The organism is Emcibacter sp. (assembly GCF_963675455.1).
Taxonomy (GTDB): Bacteria; Pseudomonadota; Alphaproteobacteria; order Sphingomonadales; family Emcibacteraceae; genus Emcibacter.
This window is the reverse complement of the sequence record NZ_OY776217.1, coordinates 3389365-3403725: the sequence shown is the minus strand read 5'-3', so window position 1 is coordinate 3403725 and position 14361 is coordinate 3389365. Positions and strand designations below refer to the sequence as shown.

Sequence of the window (14361 nt, the reverse complement as noted above, 5' to 3'; positions counted from 1 at the left end):
AGGATGGCGAGGTGGGTCAATGTATTAATAATGATTCGCAAAATTAGTTGCAAAAGTGATCGGGGATCTGTATGAGCATAAGGGAGATTGTTTGAAAAGAAGGGGCAACCCCTTCCATATATTAGATAATTATTGAGTGGAGTAGTCTCGTGATCCGGACTCTTGAAGAATTAATGTATCAGGTATCAGACCTGTTTATGGCCCCGGTCCTTATCCTGCTGGTGCTGTTGTTTTTCTACAGCCTTTATGCTTTGGGCGGTTTTTTTGTTCAGGGCTATCAGCGTAGCCGGGGAAAAGCCAGGTTTCGCAGGCTGCTGAAGAACGGGCTTTGGTCACAGGCGGCAGAGACGCCAAAAGGGTATCCGCTGGCGGCGCTGGCGGTGGAAAATCCCCAAGTGAGCAAAGACGAACTGGATGTCGCGGCGCTGGGTGAAATGGAGGGCGTACGCATGGTCAGCCGGGTGGCGCCCATGCTCGGCCTGATCGCCACCATGATTCCCATGGGCCCGGCGCTGAAAAGCCTTTCCGACGGGGACGTGCAGGGCATCAGTGAAAACCTCATTGTCGCTTTTTCCGCCGTGATCTTCGGACTTGTGGTGGCCTCCATCACCTTCTTTATCGCCAGCACCAAAAAGAAATGGCTGGCCCAGGAACTGGTGGCCCTGCTGCCCCATGTGGAAAACTGCAGCGAGGGACCGGGACAGGAAAAGGAGGCCCTCCGTGAAGCTTCTTGACGAAGACGAATCCATCAACCCGGCCCTGTCGGTGGTCAATCTTGTGGATGTTTTCCTGGTGCTGATTGCGGCACTGCTGATTTCCATTGCCCAGAATCCGATCAACCCCTTTCTGGATGATGATGTCATGGTGATCAAGAACCCCGGCCAGGAAGATATGGAGATGATCATCAAAAAGGGCGAGAAGATCGAAACCTATAAAAGCACCGGCAATATCGGCTCCGGTGAGGGCGTCAAGGCGGGTGTTGCCTACCGCATGCCGGACGGCTCAATCATCTATGTACCTGACGAGGGAACTGCAGAAAGTTCCGCTGACTAGTTTGATTATTTACAGGAAAATACCATGCGCATTCTGCTGACCTTGATGGCCTTTCTGGCTTTGACCACAACTTCACTGGCGGGACAGACCCACAAAATTCTCTATGTGTCGGGCACTCACGCCAATGCGGCCAAGATCACGGTGATCAAGGAGTTTGCCGCCCGGCATGATATTTCCTTTGATGAAGTGAATGCCCGGGACTTCAAGACCGGGGAGCAGGCGCTGGCCAGGTTCAATGGTTACGATCTGGTTCTAATGGATGATTCCTCCGCCCGCAGCAGTGAAAAATCCTTCGGCAAATTCCTGCCGGCGGTGGCGGCGGCAAAGGCCCGGTTGCTGGCCGTCAACTGGCTGCAAAGCCCTGACCTGGTGAAGGGACTGACAACGAAACAGGCGCAGGCGCTGCATGACTATTATGACAATGGCGGCAAGGTGAACCTCAGCCGCATGGCCGATTATCTGGCCCATCAGGTTTTCGGTAATGGCTCAACGTCTGTCCCGGCACCGGTGGTCTATCCGGAAGTGGGGATCTATGCTCCCGGATATGAAGGACTTATCTTTCAGGATGTCGGGTCCTATCTGAACTGGCGGGGTGTGGAGCTCGATGGTCAAGAGTCTGTCGTCGGCGTCCTCCTGCAACGGTCCCAGATTGAATCCGTCAATACGGATGTGGTCGATGCGGCCATTGCCCGGATCGAGGAAAAGGGGGCGCTGGCCATCCCCTTCTTTTTCGAGGTCAGTCCCCGGTCCAGTGACTATGTGCCGATGCTGCAGAAGGACGGCGAAACGATCATCGACGTCATCGTGAACTTTCGCTCTATTCACTGGGCTGGCAAGCGGAAAGAGGAATTCGAACGTCTTGGCGTGCCGGTGATGCAGGCGCTGACCTATTTTGACGGCAGTCAGGCAGACTGGGAACAGGACAGCCAGGGTATCTCGGCCACCATGACACCTTTCGTTCTTGTGCTTCCGGAGAGCGCCGGGGTGATTGATCCGGTGATCGTGGCGGCGGTGAACAAGCAGACTGGCCGGGCCGAAGTGATCGATTATCAGCTGGACCATCTGGTCTCCCGCGCCCTGAAATATGCCGCCTTGCGCCACAAGCCCAATGGGGAAAAGAAACTGGCCGTTATGGTCTGGGGCGACAAGGATATGGGCGCCTCTTTCCTCAATATCGAACAGAGCCTGCGGTCCATCAGCGCCAACCTCAATGAGGCGGGTTATGGTGTCAACAAGGTCGACAGTACCTATTTCACCGATCCCGTCGACCGTATCCTCAATCCCTTCTACCGGGACTATGAACTGGACGAACTGCTAAAGGACGACTTGGCGGAACTGATGCCGGTGAAGGATTATCTCGACTGGTTCAACAGCCTGCCGGAAGACGTCACCAAACCGATCAATGATTTCTGGGGCAAGGCCGAGGATAATTTTATGGTGGTGAAGCGGGACGGCGAGGCCTTCTTCGTGCTGCCCCGGATCCGCAACGGCAATATGCTGGTGATGCGCCAGCCGCCGCGCTCCGACGACAAGGACCAGGACAAGCTGATCTATCACCAGGGCACGGTGCCCATGAACCATTATTATCTGGCCGCCTATTATTATGCTCGCAAGTTCTGGAACAGCGACGCCATCATCCATCTCGGCACCCATGGTAGTCAGGAATATCTTTCCGGCAAGGAGCGGGGCCTGTCCCGTTATGACCAGGGCAACCTGGCCGTCTGGGACACGCCGGTCATGTATCCTTTCATCATTGACGATGTGGGCGAGGCCATGCAGACCAAGCGTCGCGGCAGCGCCGTTGTCGTGGCCCATATGACGCCGCCTTTCGCCGCCGCCGGACTGGAAGGCGAGACCGCCAATGTGCATGAACTGATGCACCAGTATAAGTCGCTGGATGACGGCGGGGTGAAACAGAAAACCGGAGAACAGCTCAAGCAAATCTGTTTTGAAAGCAAGGTCTGTGACGACCTGGGCCTGACGGAAACCGACATCGCGGCAGACTTTGATCATTTCCTGGAACAGCTGCATCTCTATCTGGAGGATGTGGCCAATGCCAACCAGCCGCTGGGCCTGCATACCTTCGGCGAACTGGCTGAACCGGATCTGGTGACCTCCACCATTGTCCAGATGCTGGGCCGGGATTTCGTGACCCGGGCGCGGGAAATCGAGGGCGACGATTATGGGTCTGCGGAAGAGTCTGGCACCGACCACCTCGACAGCAAGGCCGATAATCTGGAGGATTTGGCCGGTTTCAGGACCGTGCGCGACTATGTGATCCTGGGCAAGGATATCGGCGACCTGGATGAAGAATTACAGGCCGACATGGAAAAGGGCCGCGATTACTACAACCGCATGGAAGGCATCCGGGAAATGCCCCATCTGGTCGCGGGGCTCAACGGTAATTATATTCCGGTCAAGACTGGCGGTGATCCTGTACGGTCTCCGGACTCTCTTGCCAGCGGCTACAACCTCTATGGCTTCGATCCAGCCCGCCTGCCGACCAGGGCCGCCTGGGAACAGGGCAAGGAACTGGTCGAGGGCGTGATCAGCGATTATTACATACAGCATGGCCGTTATCCCGATAAGCTGGCTTTTTCCCTCTGGTCCATCGAGGCCATGCGTCATTATGGCGTGCTGGAAAGCCAGGCGCTTTATGCCATGGGGGTGCGTCCGGTCTGGAGCGACAGCGGCATTGTCACCGGCACTGAAATCATCCCCATGCGGGAATTGAAGCGGCCCCGGGTCGACGTGGTGCTGTCGGCCACCGGGCTGTACCGGGATGCCTTCCCCAATGTGGTGCTGCGGCTGGCCGAGGCGGTGAAGCAGGTGGCCGAGCTCAGGGAAGCCAATAACTCCATCTGGGACAACAGCCAGCGGGTCAGGGCAGAACTTCTGGCCGAGGGCATGAGCGAGGAGGATGCGGACTATTTCTCCACCGTGCGGGTGTTCTCCGGTGAAAGCGGCACTTACGGCTCCGGCGTTGATGATGCGGTTCGAGCCAGCGATACTTGGGAAACGGACGCTAAAATCGCCGATAATTACATGGCCAAAATGGGCAACGCTTACGGGGCCGATCCCGACCGCTGGGGTGAGAAAGTGGAGGGCGTCAATATCTACGGCAAGCAGCTGTCCGGCACCGATGTGGCCATGTTTGCCCGTTCGTCCAACCTCTATGGCATGATTTCCAGCGACGATCCCTTTGAGTATTTTGGCGGCCTGTCACTAGCCATTCGCAACCTGGACGGCAAGAGCCCGGACATGGTCATTTCCAACCTGCGGGACGCCAAAAATCCGCGGGCCGAGGATGCCGCCCAGTTCCTGGCCAAGGAACTGCGCACCCGCACCCAGCACAGCCGCTGGGTCAGCGAAATGATGAAGGAAGGCTATTCGGGGGCGACCACCATGGAAGGCAAGATCACCAATTTCTGGGGCTGGCAGGTGGTTGATCCCAATCTGGTGCGGGCCGACCAGTGGCAGGAATTTGCCGAGATCTATGTCAACGACAAGTTCGATCTCGGCATTCAGGAATGGTTTGAAAAAGTAAACCCCGGCGCCCAGGCCCAGATCATCGAACGTATGCTGGAAGCGGTGCGCAAGGATTATTGGGACGCCAGTGACGAAACCCGGCAGGTGCTGGTGGAGCGGCTGATTGAGCTGGTCAACACATATGACCTGATCGTGGAGAACGAAAAGCTGGCTGATTTTGTCAATGCCGAGGCCGCCGGGTTTGGTCTTTCTGCTGCCCTTCCGGCACCGAGTGCAGCGTCTCAGGGGCAGATGAGCCAGCCGGTGGAAGGTCGCGAACTGAAGAAGGTGGAAAAAACCGAGGTAACTGAGAGTGAGTGGAATATTCTGCTGATGGCCAGCTTCGGGCTGTGCCTGCTGTTCTTTGTCGGCGGCGCGATCCATCAGGCCGGCCGCCGTTCCGGCGGCTCAAGCGGGTTCAGCGCCGTGCCGGCGGAGTAGCGTCACTCCGCCCGGCGATAATGGTTGACGCCTTTGTCATCCGTTTCGCGGATGATGCTGCCGTCATGGATCAGGTAATTGAGGTGGGCGATGGTTTCGCCGGTCGCCAGGTTGATCTTGTCGTCGGGTAACTCGCGCTTGAACAGGGTGACAAAACAGTCCGGGACCCGGACCGGCGTTTGGCACAGTTCAAGTAGCTTGGCGAGATTTTCCTCATGATCGGCAATCAGATAGGCCAGCCGTTCCCTGGCCCCCCTGAAGGGATTGCCGTGGGCCGGCAGGACCAGCACGTCCTCTGGCAGGTAATCTTTCAGTTTCGCACAGGACTCGAGCCAGTCTTTCAGTGGATTTGCCTCGGGTTCCGTCGGCCAGACGCTGATGTTGGAGGAAATTTCCGGTAGCAATTGATCGCCGGCAATAAACAGGTTTTTTTCCGGGCAGTGCAGGCAGACATGCTCCGGTGAATGGCCGCGGCCGATCACAACATTCCAGTCCACGCCGCCAATGGTCAGGCGGTCGCCGTCCTTAAGCCGGTGGAAGGCATGGGGCAGGGTGCGGATCACGCTGCCGAACTTGCCGAATTCGGCCCGGTACATATCCTCCTGTTCCCCGGTGTACCCGGCCGCATGGATAAAGGTCGTTGCTTCGTCCGGTACGTCATGGTGGGTGTCGGCAATCAGGGTCCGGGCCATGAGATATTCGGTTTGCGACATATGCAGCGGAATGTTCCATTTATGGCAGATCCAGCCGGCCAGCCCCAGATGGTCCGGATGCATGTGGGTGGCGATCAGGCGGTTTACCGGTTTGTCGCCCAGGAAGTTTTTAAACACTTTCCGCCAGGCGTTGGAGGATACCTCCGTGCCCATGCCCGTATCCACCACGGTCCAGCCATCCTCCTCTTCCAGCAGCCAGCTGTTGATATAGGGGGGGCCGAACTCCAGCGGGATACGACAGCGATAGACCCCTTCCGCCACCATTTCCGGGCTGGCATATTCCAGATCGTCAGAGAAAGGATATTGCATCTGCGGGCGGTTAGGTCTGGTCATGGAGGTTCCTCTGGTAAGTCTGATTATTCAAGATATAGAACGGCTGGAAGGAAATGAAAAGACACGGCGAACGCCAAATGTGACTGGCTCCCCTGCGAATTTTGTATAGCTGACCGGCGTCCGGCTGACAATGGTGGCTGACGGACTGTCGTGGAATGCAATCAGGGCAGGGCACTTATTCCGAATATCTTCCCAGACATCTGCGAAAAGCCGGAAGATGACGGTTTTGCGAAGCATCCTGCAGGTTAAGAAGAACGTTACGGACGGAAGGGTCCTCAACTTCTTTCAAAAGACGATCATACATTTCCGCATTTTCTATTTCGGCATCGATGGCTTCGGCACAGGCGTCTTTTATTGACGCGGGGGCCTTAATCTGTCCATCCCAGCGATCCTCAGGTGGTTCAAAGCCTAGGCGTTCAAACTGGCGCAGCAGAGCCTGGGCGTGACGATCTTCTGCTTCAACAATATTGACGAACGGCCGAATCTCGCCAAAGGTCTCAATCACTTTTCTGTAGGTTGCCCGGGCTTTATATTCATCTTCAAGAGCCTCGTTCAGGGCGTTCAGGGTTTTGTCTTTCATGATTTTCCTTTCCCTTCCGAATTTTTGATTGAACAGAGATTGTCCAAAGCAGATACTTGACTTTGGACTGCGGTGCAGCACACTTGTAGATATGAAGTATGACAAAATATTCCGGGCCTGTCAGCGCGAAAGGTATGCCAGTGACGGCAAAGAGAGAAGAATTGGACCTCGATCCCGATATTTATGCCCAATGGCGGGCGTCAGAGATTGGTCAACTTACCGAGACGCTTGAGGATCGGGTACTCAATGAAATGATGGGCGATCCCGCTGGCAGGGACATCCTGGATGTCGGGTGCGGTGATGGCACGAATGCGATTGAACTTGCCCGGCGCGGGGCGCGGATAACCGGGGTGGATATCTCCGAAAAAATGATTGAAGCGGCGACGGCACAGGCTGCGCGCGATCAGCCCGATGCGCATTTTCCCGATGCGCATTTTTATGTCGCCACAGCCGAAGCCCTGCCGTTCAGCGATCAGCAGTTTGATATCGTTCTTGCCAAAACAATCCTGTGTTTTGTCGTTGATCCGGCACCGGTCTTTGCCGAAATTGCACGTGTCCTGCGACCGGGTGGCTGTCTGGTCATCGGCGAGCTTGGAAAGTGGAGCCTGTGGGCGGTACAACGCCGGTTTCGCGCCTGGTTCGGTTCGAAACTCTGGCGTCGGGCCCGGTTCCGGACGGCACCGGAATTGCGTTCGCTGGCTGAAAATGCCGGATTGCGGGTCATCGAGATCCGCGGCGCTATTTATTATCCCAGGTCGTTGTTTGCGGCACGCCTCCTGAAGAAGATTGACCCGAAGCTTGGCCCTATCACAACATTTGGTGCTGCCTTCCTGGCCATGAAGGCAGGCAAGGACAAAGTGTGATCAGGTGCATTTATCAAGTCGCAACCGGCATCCGTTCCAGGATCAGGCTGAACAGTTCGTTCTGTGAGGAAATGCCAAGCTTGGCATAGGCCCGCTTGCGGTAGGTATGAACGGTGGAAATGGCCACACCCAGATCGAGTGCAATAGCCTCGGATGTATAGCCCTGGATGATGCGCACAGAGACTTCCCGTTCCCGATCGGTCAACTGGCCGAAGACCTCGCTCTGTTCATGCAAAAGCCGGTTCATCAAATCCGGCGACCGGCCCAGCGGTACGCTGGTGACAATGGGATCTGCCGGTTTGTCGCGGAACTGGGTCAGGCGGGAATGCTTGAAAATCAGGTTGGTCAGCAGCGGCAGCAGCCGGGAAAGCTCCCTGAAATCCTGTTCCGAAAAGGGGCCGGACTGTTCCAGCCGGTAAAAGCTGCAGTAAATATTAAAGGCGCTGGTTTGCAGCAGGCTGGAGACCTTGTCGATCAGGCCGGTCTTTTCGAAAAACTGTTTGCGGTAATCTTCCGGATAGCCCGCCGTGTCGGTTTTGCCCAGCACGGTAAGCTGATCCCCTTCCGATGGTGCGCCGTCTTCGGTCATTGGCGCCAGTTGCGGATCCCGGGCCCAAAAGTCCGACACATAGGCGCGGGCGAGCCTGTTGCAGGTCTCCTCATCAAGCCGGCTCTGGGTGAACAGATGCTCGGTCTGGCCCTCGGGGCTGTTGATGAAAACCGTACAGTGATCCACGGTGACGGCCAGGTTGACCAGCTCGAACAGGGTTTCCTCGAACCCGGCCCGGCCCAGTTTGCAGATGGTGCTGGTCAGTTTCGCCAGCCACTGGTCTGTCCCGCTTGTTGACACTTTTCGTTTCCTCCCGATGCTTCTCGAGTTTATAGTGAGCCGGAATTAAATGTCTATGGGTATTGTATGTTTGAAGCCAAAGAGGGTTTATGTTCGAAGAAAGATTAAAAACCTCGATCTGGGTGTCGGCGGAAATCAGGCGGCTGGACGTGGAACTGATCAGCGCCATGGTGCTGCACAAGGGGGATGCGGACCGGGGTCTTGTACTGATCAAGCAGAACCTTTTCGGCCCCGGCTGTATCCTTTATACCCAGGCGCGGGACCTGGACGGGGTGATGGTCTGGCGCTGCCCGCTCGGCGATGACCCGGTGCCGGAAGACAAAGCCGACACTTACATTGCCCGCCAGCGCGATTATGACGAGGACCTGTGGGTGATCGAGGTCGAGGACCCGAAGGGGATCTACCGGCCGCAGGGCTGACGGCGGCAAGGGGGGAATGATGAAAAAGCTGAATTTACTAATCCTGATCGCACCGCTGCTGCTTTCGGGATGCATGATGGGTGATCCTTGCGGCTCCCGCCTGCCTGAGGGACTGAAACCCCTGTCTGGAAATCCACAGCTTGGCCAAGTCGAGGATCAGGCGCAGTTGTTTAGCTATTACCGTTGCCGGGCGGGCCAGGACGATGAGGAAGCCATGTATCGCCTTGGCCTTGCCTATGAACTGGGGCTTGGGGTCGAGGTCGATCTGGACAAAGCGGCGGACTGGTATGAGAAGGCGGCGCGGTCGAAAACGGGCCTCGAATATAACTATCTCTATAACCGGCCGGTGCAGAAGGGGCCGTCGTCAGAGGGGAATGCTGAAGCGCAATACCGGCTCGGCATGATGTATCTTGAGGGCCGCGGCCGCAAGCAGGATAACGGCTTTGCCCATCTCTGGTTCGGCCGGTCGGCGGAGCAAGGGCATGCGGCGGCCAAGAAAGAATTTGACAAGCTCGAGCGAGAGTTTCGGGAAATGAAGGAATTGTGATGGCCTATATTGAAAAGAGATTTCGCGATGTTACAGGACTCTATGATTCTGACAACCATATTTTCATCTACCAGATGTTGGGTGGGGGGCATATCCGTGACTATTTTGGCGGATTTTCGGTGAATTTACTAGTAGGGGAGGAGTTGGAGAATATTGGAGCCTTCGGGATTGGGGAAGATATCACCGAAGTAGAGGAAGGAGATAAGTTCGAAAACTCGGGAATAAAGTTCTTGTATCAGTTCAAAATCATGCCTCCTGTCTTTGTTTCTTCGGGAGCTAAAATACAGTGGCCTTTTACCGGTAAAACACAAGAAGAAACTATTCGGGTCATTGAAAGCGCTGCAAAAGAATTGTTCGATAGATTTGTTTGGAACGCACACAATGAAAAAAAATTAGAAGTTATTTTTCAGGAGAAATTACAGACCATATTGGGGGTAAAGCGAGACAATAATTAATATTCTCAGACGATGTTCTTGGCTTACATCTAGTCGCTCAGTACTTCTCCGGGGTCGGCATGGCGATGAAGCGGGGCAGGGCCTCGATATTTTTCTGCCAGCGCAGCACGTTCAGATAAGGCTCGAGGTCGAGGCCGATCAGAGGTCCCTTGGAAATATGCGAGTAATTGGCCACATCGGCGATGGTCGGGCCGTCGCCTACGAGCCAGTCGCGGCCATCGAGAAGACCGTCCATAACGCCTAATAGCTTGCGGCTTGCCTCAAGCCCGTCCCGGACGGCGGTCTCATCGGGCACGAACATGGTGGCGATCCAGGCTTTGGCCGGGCCCTGCAGGATGTCGTTGGCGGCCACATTGAGCCACATTTGCACTTCCGCCGCCCGGGCCGGATCATCGACAGGATACCATTCCCGGGCTTTGTGTTTGAGGGCCAGATAGACCAGAATGGCGTTGGATTCCCGGACCAGATGGCCGTCATCGTCAAGCACCGGGATCTTGCCGAAGGGATTGATCTTTTTATACGCGTCGGTCAGGTGCTCGCCGTCACGCAGGCTCACCGGCCGGCTTTCATAGTCCTGCCCCAGCAGGGACAGGAACAGGCGGACCCGGTGGCTGTGCCCGGAATAGGCCATTTCATAGAGTTTATACATGGCTGACCCTCTCAATTACCCGGTCCATTATAGAAAGATTTGTGGTAAGACTATGGCCCGCCCGGTGCATGAAGCACTTTTTCAATCTCAACTTCGACCAGCCGGTTTGCCTCCGGCGCGTCCGGGTCGGGCGTCCAGCCGGCTTCTTCGAAGTTTTTGAAGATTATCCGGGCCTTGCCGAGAATACGAAGGCGCGCGCCACTCAGAAAATCTATAAACATCAGTCCTGCCTTTCCATCCATCAGGATATTGCCAAGGGTGTTGAAGAAATTATTGCCCGAATAGTCGGGGAAGATCAGCCGGTCCGGCGCGACAACCTGGACAAAACCGGGCACGCCGCCGCGGTGGGAGATATCCATGCCGCTGAGCACGTCATTCAGGTGTCCGTTATAGCCGCTGGCGATAAAGAAACGCCGGTTTGCGCGGATGAAACCCTCCAGTTCCGGGGTCAGATACGTCAGAGTCACTTCCGGGCCCGGGGCAGGAAGCCGCCCTACGTCTTCAAGGTCGATATACTGGGGACAATTGCCATAGGCCTGGTCGACCCGCAGGATGATGAGATCCTCTTCCCGGGCGATGATCCGGCCGTTGACCCGGTTGCGCCGCCGGTTGGTGAGGTCCAGGCCGAGCACGCCCAGCCGCTGCCCTTCCTGCAGATCGCCGGGCGGCCCGTGCAGGATCAGGTGCTGATCATCGGGCACGGTCATCAGGGGCAGGTCGTCCTGCAGGAACAGGGGCAGGGGCCAGCCGTCCCCGTCCCGCCGCGACAGAAATAGATAGCGGAGCTCCCGAAAAAAATCCTGGTGCTGTTCCGTGAGATAGGGACGAATGAAATTGCGGCCGATCTTTTCCGTGAGACGGCGCCGTCCGGTGATTTCCTGCAGGTGCTGCTCCCCCTTGTGAAAGGGGGAGAGCTCCGTCATATTGGGGGTAAGATTGTCCATGGCCTTATGCCGGGTCGGGCATGGCGACAAAGCCTTCAAGGCCCTCCACATTGTCAAGCCAGCGCTGAATGTTGGCATAGCCGGAAATATCCACCCCGGCGATAGGCGCGCGGGAGATATAGCTGTACATGGCGATGTCGGCCAGGGTGCCATGATCGCCCACCAGCCAGTCGCGCCCTTCCAGCAGCGGCTCCATCAGGGCATAAAGCTTGTGGCTGTTCTCTACGCCTTCGTTCCAGGCCTCGTCACCGCCGCCGAACACCCGGGCCACATAGGCCTTGGCCGGGCCCTGCAGCACCTCGTTGGCGGCCACATTGAGCCATTGCTGGATTTCGGCGGCAGTTTTGGCGTCGTCGACCACCGGGTACCAGTCCCGGGCCCGATGCTTGAGCGCCAGATAAACCAGGATGGCATTGGACTCCCGGACCAGATAACCGTCGTCTTCCAGCACCGGCACCTTGCCGAAGGGGTTGCGTTTGAGGTAGGCCTCCTGCAGATGCTCGCCGGACAGAAGGTCCACAGGGACCGCTTCATAGTCGAGACCGAGCAGGTTCAGGAACAGGCGCACGCGATGGCAATGGCCGGACAGGGAGAGATCATAGAGTTTATACATCTTGGTTTCCTTTCTTGAGGGGGTAGCTTCGGGTGGAGGAGAGGTTGTTCACCAACAATCCTGTCAGCACCACGATCAGGGCGCCTGAGAGGACGGGGAATATAAGGAAAGGGGCTGCCGGCGCGGACATCATCACCAGGATCGGGTTTGCCCCGGCCGGGGGGTGGGTTGTCCGGGTCAGTTGCATCAGGGCGATTGCCGTGCCGACAGCCAGTCCCATGGCCCACCAGCTGTCCCCGAACAGATACAAGAAGATAAATCCGGTCAGGGCGGTGAGGATATGACCGCCGATGACGTTTCGGGGTTGAGCCAGCGGGCTTTTGGGAAGACCGAAAACGAGAACGCAGCTTGCGCCGAACGGCGCCATCAGCAGCGGAACGCCGGATGTGCTGGTCACGAGGCCCAGCAGGCTGATGGCGACTGCCCCGCCAAACCAGGGCCAGAACAGGTTGGGGAAATTCCGGCGCAGGGTCTCCGGGAGTGATTGTGAGTTCTGCATAGCGTTGTTCTCCGTTGTTGTTTTGATATATACAGACAGGTCTGTCTATATTCAAGATATTTCTTCAATAAAAGTGAAAAGTTGCAAGGAGGACGAAAAAGGAATATGGTTTTTGACAGATAAAATAGACAGGTTTGTATGGGATTATTTGATGGCCTCATCACGCAAAGATCATCTTGTGGAGACGGCGGTAAAGCTGTTTAACCGGGACGGTTATCACGCCACCGGCATTGATACGATTCTGAAGGAATCCGGCGTCGCCAAAATGACCCTTTATAATCATTTCAAGTCCAAGGACGATCTGGTGGTGGCGGTCCTGCAGCGGCGCGAGGCCTGGTTTGCCGACCAGTACCGGCAGAAAACTGTCGGCTGGGACAAGAAACCGGTCGGCCGGCTCAAGGTCTGGCTGGAGATTTACGAGGAATGGTTCCGCTCGCCGGAATTCAACGGCTGTATGTTCCTGAAGGGGGCGGCGGAATATGCCGATCCGAAAAGTCCGGTGTTCAGGGCCATCAAGACCCACAAGGAACGCAGCCTGAAACAGTTCGCCACCCTCGGCGCCGACATGGGGCTCAAGGATCCGATCTCCTTTGCCCGGCAACTGATGGTCATCATCGACGGCGCCATCCAGGGCGCCAAGCTGTTCGGCCCGGAACCGGCCATCGAAACCATGCGCGAAATGGTCCGCCACCTGCTGCCGTATAGGGCTTAATTTTGAGCCTTTACTAAAATATGTGAATTTATGGTAAGCTCCTTATCTAAATAATTGGCTTAAGCTGGAGCATATTTTTGACTAAAGATCATTACTGGCCAAAGGCGCTTTCCAAATTTTGGATGGACAATGAAGGAAAGGTTTGCAGATTATCTTCGGAAGGTGATTTAGTAAGGGGGGCACCAGCCAAATTTGGGGTAGTTGGCAATCACCACTATATAGATTTAGAGGGGCCTTGGAGCCATTCTATTGAATCGAGTTTTCAAGCCGCTGATGACAGAATATCTTTTGTCGTTGATGCACTGAACAGTCTGGAGGCAAAGCCGTCGAATGAAGAGATGGCTTACATGAAAAGATTTAAAGCAGGTTCGTTTGATTCAAAGAGTAAAAATGATTTCGCAGAAAGTATTGCATCGCTCATTGTGCGTAGTCCGGGGTTTAGGCATAAATTAACGCTCGAACAGAAAGCTTTTAGAAATGAATTTCTTCCGGATTTACCGTTCAGAGATTCCAATGATTTAAAAGTTTTGGAGTTACGTAATATCCAAATTAAATATCCAGAAATGATTGCCAGTCTTCGGGCGAGTGGGAAAATCATAGTAATGTTTTCAGACTCTCGAGAGTTTATTTTTGGCGAGGGTTTTTTACAGGATATAGATGGCCCTAATCCCTTATTGCCCTGTAAGTGTTTTGTTCCTCTTACTCCTGGGATGGCTATCGCATTTGTGCGGCCATCTGGACCATATTTCTCAATGCCAGAAGTTGTAACCATTCAACTAACGCCGAATGAAGTGAACCTTTGCAATGAAATTACACAAATTTATTCTCGGAGGTATATTTATTTTCGAAGTGAACAACCTGTGATCTCAAAAGAATTCACCGATAATGTTTATTATTTCTTAGACTATAGTAAGCATCCTTGGATGGATGGTTTGTTGGCAGCGGCTGTTAATTTTGAAGATAATTAATCCGTGACCTTCGTCTTGCAATTCTCTCTCCCGCGTCCATATATGACTGACAGAGGAGGGCATCTCCCGCTCTCTCTCAAAAAAATCACAAAAAGGTGAAGTTTTTTCACCCGATCCCCTTGACTCTCTCTTCCCATGGCTTATCTCTCTAGGCAGCTGTTAGCACTCTAAGGGAGTGAGTGCTAACCTTTAAC

Annotated in this window: 16 protein-coding genes; 9 read left to right on the top strand and 7 right to left on the bottom strand. The window is 55.2% G+C overall.

Annotation, left to right across the window (positions count from 1 at the left end; all coding sequences use genetic code 11):
* The first annotated feature begins 173 nt into the window (after positions 1 to 173).
* From ACORNT_RS15955 to ACORNT_RS15945, 3 genes are read left to right on the top strand one after another with little or no spacing between them, the layout of a single operon-like run.
* On the top strand, positions 174 to 734 hold the full coding sequence (locus ACORNT_RS15955) for a MotA/TolQ/ExbB proton channel family protein (protein ID WP_321393093.1): 561 nt from the start codon (positions 174 to 176) through the stop codon (positions 732 to 734).
* The gene (locus tag ACORNT_RS15950) at positions 721 to 1053 is read left to right on the top strand and encodes a DUF2149 domain-containing protein (RefSeq protein WP_321393089.1); all 333 of its coding nucleotides are present in this window, start codon (positions 721 to 723) and stop codon (positions 1051 to 1053) included. The genes ACORNT_RS15955 and ACORNT_RS15950 overlap by 14 nt, the downstream gene beginning before the upstream one ends.
* 24 nt (positions 1054 to 1077) lie before the next feature.
* Complete coding sequence (locus tag ACORNT_RS15945; RefSeq protein ID WP_321393086.1) at positions 1078 to 5022, top strand: cobaltochelatase subunit CobN; 3945 nt, start codon at positions 1078 to 1080, stop codon at positions 5020 to 5022.
* 2 nt (positions 5023 to 5024) lie between these two features.
* Here ACORNT_RS15945 and ACORNT_RS15940 read toward each other — a convergent pair whose 3' ends face one another.
* The gene (locus tag ACORNT_RS15940) at positions 5025 to 6068 is read right to left on the bottom strand and encodes an MBL fold metallo-hydrolase (RefSeq protein ID WP_321393083.1); all 1044 of its coding nucleotides are present in this window, start codon (positions 6066 to 6068) and stop codon (positions 5025 to 5027) included.
* A gap of 175 nt (positions 6069 to 6243) precedes the next feature.
* Positions 6244 to 6648 carry a hypothetical protein gene (locus ACORNT_RS15935; protein WP_321393081.1) on the bottom strand — a complete coding sequence of 135 codons (405 nt, stop codon included), beginning with the start codon at positions 6646 to 6648 and terminating at the stop codon, positions 6244 to 6246.
* Between the two features lie 140 nt (positions 6649 to 6788).
* On the opposite strand from ACORNT_RS15935, the gene ACORNT_RS15930 reads away from it, so the two are divergent.
* Positions 6789 to 7511 (top strand): class I SAM-dependent methyltransferase, encoded by a 723-nt coding sequence (locus ACORNT_RS15930; protein ID WP_321393078.1) that lies wholly within the window; start codon positions 6789 to 6791, stop codon positions 7509 to 7511.
* A 13-nt stretch (positions 7512 to 7524) separates the two neighbouring features.
* Here ACORNT_RS15930 and ACORNT_RS15925 read toward each other — a convergent pair whose 3' ends face one another.
* Positions 7525 to 8361, bottom strand: coding sequence for a helix-turn-helix transcriptional regulator (locus tag ACORNT_RS15925; RefSeq protein ID WP_321393075.1), 837 nt, complete (start codon positions 8359 to 8361; stop codon positions 7525 to 7527).
* An 89-nt stretch (positions 8362 to 8450) separates the two neighbouring features.
* Here ACORNT_RS15925 and ACORNT_RS15920 point away from each other — a divergent pair, with 89 nt between their 5' ends.
* The 3 genes from ACORNT_RS15920 to ACORNT_RS15910 are packed head-to-tail and all read left to right on the top strand — an operon-like array spanning position 8451 to position 9782.
* Positions 8451 to 8780 carry a DUF1491 family protein gene (locus tag ACORNT_RS15920; protein WP_321393072.1) on the top strand — a complete coding sequence of 110 codons (330 nt, stop codon included), beginning with the start codon at positions 8451 to 8453 and terminating at the stop codon, positions 8778 to 8780.
* A 16-nt stretch (positions 8781 to 8796) separates the two neighbouring features.
* The gene (locus ACORNT_RS15915) at positions 8797 to 9327 is read left to right on the top strand and encodes a tetratricopeptide repeat protein (RefSeq protein WP_321393070.1); all 531 of its coding nucleotides are present in this window, start codon (positions 8797 to 8799) and stop codon (positions 9325 to 9327) included.
* The gene (locus tag ACORNT_RS15910) at positions 9327 to 9782 is read left to right on the top strand and encodes a hypothetical protein (protein ID WP_321393067.1); all 456 of its coding nucleotides are present in this window, start codon (positions 9327 to 9329) and stop codon (positions 9780 to 9782) included. Before ACORNT_RS15915 ends, ACORNT_RS15910 begins: the two co-directional genes overlap by 1 nt.
* A gap of 37 nt (positions 9783 to 9819) precedes the next feature.
* Here the strand turns inward: ACORNT_RS15910 and ACORNT_RS15905 are convergent, their stop codons facing one another.
* Genes ACORNT_RS15905 through ACORNT_RS15890 form a run of 4 tightly spaced genes read right to left on the bottom strand, consistent with a single transcriptional unit; the run spans position 9820 to position 12487 of the window.
* Complete coding sequence (locus ACORNT_RS15905; protein WP_321393064.1) at positions 9820 to 10431, bottom strand: glutathione S-transferase family protein; 612 nt, start codon at positions 10429 to 10431, stop codon at positions 9820 to 9822.
* Positions 10432 to 10481: 50 nt separating this feature from the next.
* On the bottom strand, positions 10482 to 11375 hold the full coding sequence (locus tag ACORNT_RS15900; protein ID WP_321393061.1) for a pyridoxamine 5'-phosphate oxidase family protein: 894 nt from the start codon (positions 11373 to 11375) through the stop codon (positions 10482 to 10484).
* 4 nt (positions 11376 to 11379) lie between these two features.
* Positions 11380 to 11988 carry a glutathione S-transferase family protein gene (locus ACORNT_RS15895; RefSeq protein WP_321393059.1) on the bottom strand — a complete coding sequence of 203 codons (609 nt, stop codon included), beginning with the start codon at positions 11986 to 11988 and terminating at the stop codon, positions 11380 to 11382.
* Positions 11981 to 12487: an HPP family protein gene (locus tag ACORNT_RS15890; RefSeq protein WP_321393056.1), complete on the bottom strand. Its 507-nt coding sequence runs from the start codon at positions 12485 to 12487 to the stop codon at positions 11981 to 11983. The genes ACORNT_RS15895 and ACORNT_RS15890 overlap by 8 nt, the downstream gene beginning before the upstream one ends.
* A 151-nt stretch (positions 12488 to 12638) precedes the next feature.
* Between ACORNT_RS15890 and ACORNT_RS15885 the strand changes: the two genes are divergently transcribed.
* Both ACORNT_RS15885 and ACORNT_RS15880 read left to right on the top strand, forming a co-directional pair.
* Positions 12639 to 13199 carry a TetR/AcrR family transcriptional regulator gene (locus ACORNT_RS15885; RefSeq protein ID WP_321393053.1) on the top strand — a complete coding sequence of 187 codons (561 nt, stop codon included), beginning with the start codon at positions 12639 to 12641 and terminating at the stop codon, positions 13197 to 13199.
* Positions 13200 to 13276: 77 nt separating this feature from the next.
* Complete coding sequence (locus ACORNT_RS15880; protein WP_321393051.1) at positions 13277 to 14167, top strand: DUF4238 domain-containing protein; 891 nt, start codon at positions 13277 to 13279, stop codon at positions 14165 to 14167.
* Positions 14168 to 14361: the final 194 nt, after the last annotated feature.

What these genes read in the sequence shown, in the direction of transcription:
- ACORNT_RS15955 (WP_321393093.1), top strand. Translation starts at nt 174, where the DNA reads ATGTATCAGGTATCAGACCTGTTTATGGCCCCGGTCCTTATCCTGCTG.
- ACORNT_RS15945 (WP_321393086.1), top strand. Translation starts at nt 1,078, where the DNA reads ATGCGCATTCTGCTGACCTTGATGGCCTTTCTGGCTTTGACCACAACT.
- ACORNT_RS15940 (WP_321393083.1), bottom strand. Translation starts at nt 6,068, where the DNA reads ATGACCAGACCTAACCGCCCGCAGATGCAATATCCTTTCTCTGACGAT.
- ACORNT_RS15935 (WP_321393081.1), bottom strand. Translation starts at nt 6,648, where the DNA reads ATGAAAGACAAAACCCTGAACGCCCTGAACGAGGCTCTTGAAGATGAA.
- ACORNT_RS15920 (WP_321393072.1), top strand. Translation starts at nt 8,451, where the DNA reads ATGTTCGAAGAAAGATTAAAAACCTCGATCTGGGTGTCGGCGGAAATC.
- ACORNT_RS15915 (WP_321393070.1), top strand. Translation starts at nt 8,797, where the DNA reads ATGATGAAAAAGCTGAATTTACTAATCCTGATCGCACCGCTGCTGCTT.
- ACORNT_RS15910 (WP_321393067.1), top strand. Translation starts at nt 9,327, where the DNA reads ATGGCCTATATTGAAAAGAGATTTCGCGATGTTACAGGACTCTATGAT.
- ACORNT_RS15905 (WP_321393064.1), bottom strand. Translation starts at nt 10,431, where the DNA reads ATGTATAAACTCTATGAAATGGCCTATTCCGGGCACAGCCACCGGGTC.
- ACORNT_RS15900 (WP_321393061.1), bottom strand. Translation starts at nt 11,375, where the DNA reads ATGGACAATCTTACCCCCAATATGACGGAGCTCTCCCCCTTTCACAAG.
- ACORNT_RS15895 (WP_321393059.1), bottom strand. Translation starts at nt 11,988, where the DNA reads ATGTATAAACTCTATGATCTCTCCCTGTCCGGCCATTGCCATCGCGTG.
- ACORNT_RS15890 (WP_321393056.1), bottom strand. Translation starts at nt 12,487, where the DNA reads ATGCAGAACTCACAATCACTCCCGGAGACCCTGCGCCGGAATTTCCCC.
- ACORNT_RS15885 (WP_321393053.1), top strand. Translation starts at nt 12,639, where the DNA reads ATGGCCTCATCACGCAAAGATCATCTTGTGGAGACGGCGGTAAAGCTG.